Below are 9,157 nucleotides of genomic sequence, written 5' to 3'. Positions count from 1 at the left end.
CGTTCAACGCGCATGCCCGCTGAGCCGCATTACCCACTGAGTTTTCAAAAGAGCCTAAGTAAGTTCAATGCCGCGCGCAGCCAGCAACTCCTCGACCATGCGCAGGCTCAACGGGAGACGATAGTACAACCACACCGCATAGCTGATTACATCGGGCAGGAATCGGTAGCCCGTATAAGAGATAGCGCCAGTGGTGGGTTTGCACCCTGACTCTACGCCACCCGTTCAAGCGGAACGGAGGCAGGCCGGCTATATGATTATCAGTACCCTATCCGCAAATCTCGAGTGTCAAGATGACTTCGCCGGCCGCTTACGTTCATCCGTCAGGCCGGGTCGAAGACCAGCACGCTAACTTCGTCATCCTCACAGAAATGGTTGACCATAAGTCGATCTTGATCGCTGGCTCTTCCCAGGGGCCCAAGCATTCGGAAGAGCGTCTCCGTGGCGCCCCACATGGCTCCTCTCGCACATCGGGTTTAGGAAATACCGTTCTTCGCTGCCTTATTGGACTCCCCCAGAAGCCAACCTCTATCTACAAAAGTTGGTGACGACCACCTGTTTGATCTGACAGGCGCGTTCTCTTGTTAACAATGCTTCCATCACAGAAGGACTTGGAGCGTCATACCGATGTTCGGAATGAAACGCGGTCTAGTGACAAAACGCCAATTGATTGACTGGAAATGGTCAATCGTCTATTCAAGGGGGACTCATGGCAACCGGTAACGTGCAGTACAGCGGGTCGATCGCGATCGACCCGCACGATCTCGAGATGGTGACGGCAGGGACGACGCCGCGCGATCTGGCGCGTGAGGCGATCTACGCGGTCGACGCGACGATGCGCGACCACTACGCCAAGTCGCGCACGCGACTGATGGCGAACCTCAACCCGGTCATCGTCGTCCAGTACAGCTTCGGCGGCGGCACGTACACGCTGATCCACGACGGCGTTCGCGAGACAGTGTCGCCGGTGGGGCCGAACTTCGAGATGTGCAAATCGATCGCGCACATCCCGCTGGGCATCTACTCGATGCTCGCGCCGTACCTGTGCGGCGCGCGGCCGGTCGGCTGGCAGATGTTGATCCTCAACTTCCGCAACGTGATCACCAATGCGCTCAATCACCTCAAGGCCGCCGAGCTGCCGCCGGAGGCCGAGCGGTCGTGCCGCACGATCATCGACGGCAGCGCCAGTTTCCTCGATGGCACGATCAGCGATCAGGCGTTCTCTATCGAGAGCTTCGAGCAGTTCACCAGCCAGATTCAGGACGCGATCCAGACCAACATGCGGTTCGCGGTCCAGGCCCAGCTCGACGGCGTGCTCGACCTCTTGCGCCGCTGGCGCACCCAACTCGGGCCGGCGAAGTGGAAGCAGCTGTACGCGGTGGTGATGGCGATCTGGACTACCGAGGTGCGCAACCAGAACTGGCTGCTGCTCAAGCACATGATGGATCCCGAGACCGTCGACAGCCACCTGATCACGATCGCGACCGCCGCGCCGGAGGAGAACACCGTGTCCGTCGCGCTCGAGAACCTGGCGCGCATCGTTCAGGACAACATCGCCGCGTCGATGGTGTTCTCGGCGGCGACCAAATTCGACCTCGACCACGCGACCGCGCTGGTCGGCCCCGACGATCTGCTCGCCGGGACGATCGAGGAGATGCTGAAGGGGTGCCCGCGCAACCCACGCGCGCAGCGCTGAGCTTACTTCGGCCATGAAGAGACGTTCGATTCAGCCAATCGAATGGCCGAAGTCCGGCGTAGATTCGACGCTGAATATCTGTCCACGTCATCAGGTTGCACGGAAGGTGTGGTTACCGATCTTCGTCTCGATGCCGGCCGCAATTGCTCGGCGTAGCACCATGACGTATACGCCAACGCAGTTCAGCGAACTGCGCGCCGTCGTGTACTACTTCGCCGACGGTCGTGCCGGTGCGCACGCTCGTACCTTCCTGGACAGTTGGCAAAGCAAGCTCGTCTGCGATGATTACAGCGGGTACAAGACCGGATTCAAGCAGGGCATCACGGAAATCGGGCGCGCGGCCCATGCGCGCCGCAAGTTCTTCGATCGGTACGCCAACCACAGCAGTCAGGTCGCGCAGCAGGCGCTGCCGCTCTTCGCTGCGCTATATGACAATGAGCGCGACGCAGCGGCGCTAGACATCAAAGAGCGGCGCACGCTGCGTCGGAGCAGGGCCAAACCGGTGTGCGACACCTTTTACGAATGACTGGTCGCCCAGCGCAAGCTCGTGTCTGAAGGCTCGGCCATCGCGAAGGCCCTGGGCTACAGCCTTAAACGCTGGGATGCGCTCACGCGTTATCTCGACGATGGGAATGTGCCCATCGACAACAACTGGGTTAAAAACCAGATTCGTCGGTGGGGCATTGGTCGGTCCAACTGGCTATTTGCGGGTTCATTTCGCGCTGGCAAACGTGCCGCCGCCATCATGAGCCTGGTGCGGTCGGCCCAACTCAATGCTCACGATCCGTATGCGTATCTGAAGGACGTCCTGACGCGATTACCGACTCACAGGGCCAGCGACGTCGCCGCCTTGCATTGCGAACCCCGGGTATAGGCGGAAAGGGCTTCCGCGTTTTCATACAAAGCCGTGTAGGTAAAGAACTGCGCTATTACGAAAAGGATAGTTATCTTAATAGCGACGCATTCAGCGGGATTTCCCGAGTACAAACGCACCTGTGAGATGGCTGCCGGCGCCGAAAATATGTCCTCAACAGCCTGGGGACTGTCAAAGTCCTCGGAGGTTTCGATTCGGCAAAATGATTGGCTTCGTCATTGATTTGGCTGGCTCTTCCTATGGCCCATGCGTGTTATCGAGTGCGCATTTACGGTATAAAGTTGGGTATTCGCGATTCGGAACTCGTCCATGTCTGAACCCAACCCCGATCAAACCAGCCAGGAGACCGCTCGTCTCGTGCTTCGGATGGATGCCGCAATTTCGGCATTCAGGGCAGGGCAGTGCTCGGGGGTGCATGCACTCGATGTTGCGAGCCACAATAGCAGCGGCGCTCCGAACGACCCTATGATCGGCAGCATGTCCGGAACTTATATTCGCCCTGTCGAGCGTTGTGTAACGCGTCGACCGAATAGGGTGGAACTCGCCGTCCTCACGGTGCTCGCCGATACGTACGGCGCCGAGATGCTGAGCAACTCTTCGCTCGGTTACGTGTTGCGCCTGTTCGCCCGACATGGCGGCGTCGTGTTCGCGCAGCGCGTGCTGTTCGGCGAGTCCGCGGCGGATCAGCAGTTGTCAGTGATGCTCACAGCTACCCGGGTCGCGCTCACGCAGGTTTCCGCGCTCTTTACGGAGGAGTTTTTTGCGGAGGCCAATGCCTTGATCGCAGGATTCCGGCCGCGGCCGCCCGATGCATTCAAAAGCCCAAGCAGCGGGCGCAATGAGTGAAGAGGTATTTATGGGTCTCCTGGTGCCGATGTGTAGTGACGGGGGACAGTGGGCCAAACCGGATCGTGACGTACGCTGCTAAGCGGTTGATGCGACACAGTTGGGCATATCACGGATCGCCACCGAAGTCCTTTACAGAAACGGCCGACGGTGAACTTCGCGCAATCCATGCAACGGTTTTTGATCACCATCAAGCGCAAGCAAATCCACCGTGCCATCGGGGTATGAACGCCCTTAAGGCCGCGCCAACGCTCCTCCGCCGATTCCAGATCATTCAAGAAGCAAGCTTCGCGCGGGTCACGCCAAATCGAAGGAACATTTCTGTATCACTTTTAAAACAACCTACGAATGCTTGTGCGACCACGATTTGAAGCCCGCTGAACAGGGGTTTCAGATGGCGTTATAAAAATCGGATGCGCCTCCAGTAAGGCATTGAACAGATGAAAGCGTTTGCGCGATTAATCGGACGGATAGCGCCGATTCGATCACGGCCTGTTCAAGACTGAATCAAAAACGTTCTCATTCCCAATGTGCGCTGCTGCATATCGCGCGGTGCTCCATGATGGCATTGGGTTTTACGCCCACTGGCACGGTCCTCGCTTTATGTGTGGTGCAGCACTAGCCAATGTCGACATTTGAAATCAAGCAAACGACTTTGACAGATCTGCTTACGGGGCTGGTCGCTACACGTCGTCGATGGATGCCGTCAGATGCATTCACGAGACGTGGAGTGGACCAGATAAAAAAATACGGCGCACAGCGCGCGAATGAGAGAAGAAAAACATGTTGACCCTTCAATCCGACCTGCACGGCAATCATCTGTTGGGTGCGCTTCCGGCGCACGAATGGCAAGCTCTTACGCCTCACCTGGAACTCGTTCAGCTTCGTACGGGCCAATTGCTTTGCGATTCAGGACAACGTATTCATCACGTGTATTTCCCGACGACGGCCATCATCTCTCTGCTTCACTCGATGGAAGACGGCAGCTCGGCCGAGATCGCAGCCATCGGTCGTGAAGGCATGACCGGCGTTCCTATCCTGACCGGCGGCGATACCATGCCGACGCGCGTTCAGGTTCAATGCCCGGGCTTTGCTTATCGCATGAGCGCAAGCGCCTTGCGCGAGCAGTTCGGCCGCTCGGATTTCCTGCGCCGCCTAATGCTCCTGTACATGCAAGCTCTGCTGACGCAGGTTGCGCAGACGGCCGCGTGCAACCGTCACCATTCGCTCAGCAAGCAGTTGTGCCGCTGGTTGCTGATAGAGATTGACCGTACGCCGTCGAACGAGTTTCAGGTGACGCAGCAGATGATCGCCGACATGCTGGGCGTGCGTCGAGAAGGGGTGACGGAAGCTGCTGGAAAGCTCCATGACGCCGGCCTGATCCATCACAGCCGCGGTTGTATCAAGGTGCTCGATCGCGCAGGTCTGGAAGCCCGTGCGTGCGAATGCTACGGTATCGTCAAGCGCGAGTTCGACCGGATGCTACCGCGCGTACGCCAGACCGAGGAAGTCTGCTAAGGGTTGTCCTGTCGCAGCGGAGGTCTGGTCGTGTGGACCGGCGAATGAGTCGGCGGAGCAGGAGGTAGTCGTAGCAATATGGGCGTTGAAGTCGCCCATCCGCCGTCGAAAGGTCGCGATCCGTTCGCGCATCCAGCAGCCAAAACGCTGCTATGCCGGTTTATCGGACATCAAGGTACTCGATCGAATAGGCATCCCATTCGGGGGTCTTGCGCAGCACCCAGCCGGGACGATACTGGCGGGCCTCGTTGGCGTGATCCCAGGTCAGGGTCCACGCTGGCCAACTACCGTACCGCAGCACCCACGCTGGTTGTCGTGCAACCAGGCTCGGACGGGAAGGGAATTGCGACGGCTCGTCGCTCGCGAACAGAGTATTGATTTCCCGAGCCGGCTCATTGTCGTCGATACACGCATAGAGGCAGTTGTTCACGGAGAACCAGTAATTTCCATGGGCACCGCCAGCCCGCTCGGCGAGCCCGCCGTGCGGGACGGGGCCCCGTACGACCACGCTGATAGGGCCCGGTTCTTCGATCAATGCATAGTGGGGGTAGCTGAATGCAGTGGGCGGTGCATGTCGTAGAGCCGGCTTGCCCATGAGCAGGCGCAGAAAGAGCGCGGATTTCGCGGGCGACGCGGGATCAATATACTCTCCCGAGAACACTCGACGCGCCATGTCGCCGCTTGCCCGGATCACGGCATCGTACCGAGCCATCGCCTGGCGGACTGCCCCGGACGACAATTCCACACCCACCAAAAACAGGGGATTGGCTGATCTCCAGTCAAGAAGTGACTGGATCACGCGCTCGATATCGTCCTCAGTCATGGATACTCTTTTCCCGTACCTACTGGATCGGACCGTAGCTTGGAACCGGAACTGGCAAGCAGGCGGCTACGGCACCAAATTCAAAGCGGGTTCTCGTGACACTCAACGCAATACAGGCACACTCATATTGAGAACGTTCCTTGGCAGCGATGCGTGCGGCCCAACGCTCAATTGACCGTTTTTTTGGGCTCACGCAAAAATGGCCTCGTCGGTTCGGCTGCGGAAGCTTGCGCGTCTTAGCGTCGCCGATGCGGCGACGCGTGGGCTCGCGTGGCGGCACCTTCGGCCGCGTGCTCCATAAGCAGGCGCCGCATGGTCGCCAGCAGCCCCGGGACGTCGACGGGCTTGCGCAGAAAGCCGTCGTATTGCACAAAAGCGGGTGGACTTGAGTCGGCCGAAATCAGGATGAAAATCGTCCCGGCGAGACCTGGCGCGTTCCGGATGTGATGGCACAGAGCACTACCGGACATTTTCGGCATGTGCCAATCGGCCACTACGACGTCGACGGGGCTTCCCATCAGCACGGCCAGTGCCGCTTGGCCATCGCCTGCGGCTTTCACATCGTACCCATCTTGTTCGCAGCACATCTCCCAGCCGGCCAACGTCTCAGGCTCATCGTCCACCAACAGCACCGTCGTCATCCGTCCCCCTTTTTTTCGAACAATACCAAGCGGGGCTCCGGAACCTGCACCACACCGAGTCTGACTGTTCGGCAAACGCGACACCTACCCTTAGCGCGGGTCAGTACGTACTCCGTCTGAACGCCCGCGGTCTGGATAAGCGTCAACAATCCTTGCGCAGCCGCTGGGTTATCGTCGACGACAAGCTGGCACACGTCGGACCGGCAGGGACGATTTCAGCAAGAGCATCGCGTTGCGTGCAGGACATGGGTTCATTTCTACATACTAATCAATTTATCATGCATATGAAGTTTAATTTTCAGTCTGAAAGTCCTCTGATCCTCACCGGCAACACAACGCGTAAACCCCAGACACGAGAATCTGGATGGCACGAAAAAATTAATCGCGAATGATGCATGACAACGTCTTGCACTATGACGCCCGTTAGGGAACAAAATTGAATTCAAATGACGCAAGCATCTGCGCATGCGCTGAACGCGAGTTACTTAGCAAAAAGATTAAAAACTTAATTACATTGATTAATCACGTCTAGCGGCATTATTATCAGGTTGTATTTTGGTACGACGAAATAGGCTGGAATCACCCGGAATGGCAGATGGGTCACGTCGGGCATTGCCGCTAGGCCCGCGGCATGATCGCGGACAGATGAGGTTCTCAACCAACCACGCCTACTATCAGTCGCGCATACAAGTGATCGATATCGTAGTTTTCATGCAGCAAAGCGGAGCCAACAAGTTTTCACCAGGCATTGATCAACGCGGTTCGTCGCGCAAACGTTTGCGTTCGGCTCCCCGGGCACGCGACGAATCGACTTTCAGGAGCTCATCATGAGTTTGTCGTCACCCGAACAATTCGCCGCCGCACAAAAGTCCAATCTTGATACGTCGTGGGCTGTGGCTAACATGATGTTCGAAGGGTTTCAAAAACTCGTTGAACTGAATCTGCAAGCGGTCAAGTCGATCCTCGCCGAAGGCCAGGACAACATGGGCAAGGCGCTGCCGGCTAACGATCCGCAAGATCTGGTATCGGCGCAGGCGCGCCTGATACAGCCGACTGCAGAGAAGATTCAGTCGTACAGCCGTCAGGTGTTCGCAATTGTGGCCGCGACTCAAACCCAATTCTCGAAGCTCGCCGAGGTGCAATACCAGGCACATAACCAACGGGTGCAAACGCTGGTCGACGGCGTCGCGCAAAGTGCTCCGGTTGGGTCGGAGGCCGCCATTGCAGCGTTGAAGTCGACCATTACGGCCACCAACGGGCTCTACGAAACGGTCCAACGCGCTACCCGACAGGCAACTGAAGTCGCCGAAAGCAACTTCGAAACGGTCGTTGCCGCCGCATCGAAAGCGACGCAACAGGCCGTCGAGCAAACGTCTCGAACCGCGAAGAAATCATAGAGGACACGTGCAGTCGCCTTGGTCGTCACGACGAGGCGGAGTGCGCAGGGATCTCGCGGGGCTGCACGCCGCTCTTCATCCGTATGGCTGAGAGAGCCCTCGTCCAGCCTTGTTAACCTTTTGGAGGAGATTGAGCAATGGAAAACCAACTGGCCTTGGTGACCGGCGGAATGGGGGGACTGGGCGAAGCCATCAGCGTTAAGCTTGTTGACGCCGGTTATACCGTGGCGGTCACCTATTCGCCGAATAATACGGGCGCCGAGCGTTGGCTCGCGCGGATGGCCGCTGATGAGCGACAGTTTCACGCGTATGCGGTCGACGTGGGCGACTACGATTCCTGTCAGCAATGTGCGCAAAAAATCAGCAACGACCTGGGTCCGGTCGACATCCTCATCAACAACGCGGGTATTACCCGAGACGCCAGCTTCAGGAAACTGGACAAGGTCAATTGGGATGCGGTGATCCGGACCAATCTCGATTCGGTGTTCAATATGACGAAGCCGCTGTGCGAAGGCATGATGGAACGTGGTTGGGGCCGCATAATCAATGTTTCGTCGATCATTGGCTCCAAGGGTGGCTTCGGTCAGACCAACTACGCGGCCGCCAAGGCCGGTATGCACGGCTTCACGAAATCGCTGGCGCTGGAAGTGGCGAAGAAGGGTGTGACAGTTAACACCATCTCGCCCGGATTTATCGCGACCAAGATGGTGACCGTACTGCCGCAGGACGTGCTCGACACCAGGATCATTCCGCAGATCCCAGTCGGCCGGCTAGGACAGCCCGCCGAGGTGGCTGCGCTCGTCTTGTATTTATGCTCGCGCGAGGCCGGGTTTGTGACCGGTGCGAACATCGCGATCAACGGTGGCCAACATCTACAGTGACCCTCGAAAGCCAGTCGAACGCGAGACAAGGAGTTCGCTATGACCGAATCGTGGATGGGAATTGTTGCCGGATCAGTCGTACTCGCAATTGCGGCGACGGTGATCATTGGCCACTATCGCCGTGAACATATACGGGCGCAACTGCTCAGGCGAATGGACTTTCGTCAATGTTGGGATGTGATGCGTCGCAGACGTTGATGGCACCGCCTGTGGACCGAAATGAATTCGTCATCCTGATCGGCATCCGTCGGAATCGGAGAGGTGATCCGTCACTTTGTCCTTGATGCCGTTTGAATCACCTACTGCCCAATGCCGTGTGCTCACCAAAAAAACAACACCACGGTCGACCACAAAAAATATTCATAAAATGATGGCCAGTTCGCCGAACGTTTGTGAGAACTGCTTGTATGTGCGGTGGCCTGTATGCGCATGTCGTTATACACAACGTCGCTGTCGCGCGACGACAGCGAGAAAGCTCGTT

7 protein-coding genes and 2 pseudogenes are annotated in these 9,157 nt (G+C 57.7%); 6 read left to right on the top strand and 3 right to left on the bottom strand.

Features of this window, described 5'->3' with window-relative positions:
* Positions 1–57 precede the first annotated feature (57 nt).
* Positions 58–183, bottom strand: a pseudogene (locus M0D69_RS42570) (IS6 family transposase); the annotation flags it as partial.
* Positions 184–709: 526 nt separating this feature from the next.
* Here M0D69_RS42570 and M0D69_RS42565 point away from each other — a divergent pair.
* From M0D69_RS42565 to M0D69_RS42550, 4 genes and pseudogenes are all read left to right on the top strand, one after another.
* Positions 710–1,696 carry a hypothetical protein gene (locus M0D69_RS42565; RefSeq protein ID WP_301787794.1) on the top strand — a complete coding sequence of 329 codons (987 nt, stop codon included), beginning with the start codon at positions 710–712 and terminating at the stop codon, positions 1,694–1,696.
* A gap of 166 nt (positions 1,697–1,862) precedes the next feature.
* Positions 1,863–2,570, top strand: a pseudogene (locus tag M0D69_RS42560) (IS66 family transposase); the annotation flags it as partial.
* A gap of 309 nt (positions 2,571–2,879) precedes the next feature.
* Complete coding sequence (locus M0D69_RS42555; protein ID WP_301787793.1) at positions 2,880–3,416, top strand: hypothetical protein; 537 nt, start codon at positions 2,880–2,882, stop codon at positions 3,414–3,416.
* A gap of 783 nt (positions 3,417–4,199) precedes the next feature.
* The gene (locus tag M0D69_RS42550) at positions 4,200–4,934 is read left to right on the top strand and encodes a Crp/Fnr family transcriptional regulator (protein ID WP_301787792.1); all 735 of its coding nucleotides are present in this window, start codon (positions 4,200–4,202) and stop codon (positions 4,932–4,934) included.
* Between the two features lie 160 nt (positions 4,935–5,094).
* Here the strand turns inward: M0D69_RS42550 and M0D69_RS42545 are convergent, their stop codons facing one another.
* Together M0D69_RS42545 and M0D69_RS42540 are read right to left on the bottom strand one after the other, a co-directional pair.
* Complete coding sequence (locus M0D69_RS42545; protein ID WP_301787791.1) at positions 5,095–5,757, bottom strand: hypothetical protein; 663 nt, start codon at positions 5,755–5,757, stop codon at positions 5,095–5,097.
* A gap of 236 nt (positions 5,758–5,993) precedes the next feature.
* Positions 5,994–6,398 carry a response regulator gene (locus M0D69_RS42540; RefSeq protein WP_301787790.1) on the bottom strand — a complete coding sequence of 135 codons (405 nt, stop codon included), beginning with the start codon at positions 6,396–6,398 and terminating at the stop codon, positions 5,994–5,996.
* A gap of 827 nt (positions 6,399–7,225) precedes the next feature.
* On the opposite strand from M0D69_RS42540, the gene M0D69_RS42535 reads away from it, so the two are divergent.
* Both M0D69_RS42535 and phbB read left to right on the top strand, forming a co-directional pair.
* A complete protein-coding gene (locus M0D69_RS42535) occupies positions 7,226–7,795 on the top strand; it encodes a phasin family protein (RefSeq protein ID WP_301787789.1) in 570 nt (189 codons plus the stop codon).
* Positions 7,796–7,932: 137 nt separating this feature from the next.
* Positions 7,933–8,676, top strand: coding sequence for an acetoacetyl-CoA reductase (gene phbB, locus M0D69_RS42530; protein WP_301787788.1), 744 nt, complete (start codon positions 7,933–7,935; stop codon positions 8,674–8,676).
* Positions 8,677–9,157 lie beyond the last annotated feature (481 nt).

This window comes from Caballeronia sp. SEWSISQ10-4 2, from assembly GCF_030464885.1.
In the GTDB taxonomy this organism is placed as follows: domain Bacteria; phylum Pseudomonadota; class Gammaproteobacteria; order Burkholderiales; family Burkholderiaceae; genus Caballeronia.
This window is presented reverse-complemented; position numbering and strand designations above follow the sequence as displayed.

Excerpts from the sequence above, each read along its gene's own strand:
- M0D69_RS42565 (WP_301787794.1), top strand. The coding sequence starts at position 710 with ATGGCAACCGGTAACGTGCAGTACAGCGGGTCGATCGCGATCGACCCG.
- M0D69_RS42540 (WP_301787790.1), bottom strand. The coding sequence starts at position 6,398 with ATGACGACGGTGCTGTTGGTGGACGATGAGCCTGAGACGTTGGCCGGC.
- M0D69_RS42555 (WP_301787793.1), top strand. The coding sequence starts at position 2,880 with ATGTCTGAACCCAACCCCGATCAAACCAGCCAGGAGACCGCTCGTCTC.
- M0D69_RS42535 (WP_301787789.1), top strand. The coding sequence starts at position 7,226 with ATGAGTTTGTCGTCACCCGAACAATTCGCCGCCGCACAAAAGTCCAAT.
- M0D69_RS42545 (WP_301787791.1), bottom strand. The coding sequence starts at position 5,757 with ATGACTGAGGACGATATCGAGCGCGTGATCCAGTCACTTCTTGACTGG.
- phbB (WP_301787788.1), top strand. The coding sequence starts at position 7,933 with ATGGAAAACCAACTGGCCTTGGTGACCGGCGGAATGGGGGGACTGGGC.
- M0D69_RS42550 (WP_301787792.1), top strand. The coding sequence starts at position 4,200 with ATGTTGACCCTTCAATCCGACCTGCACGGCAATCATCTGTTGGGTGCG.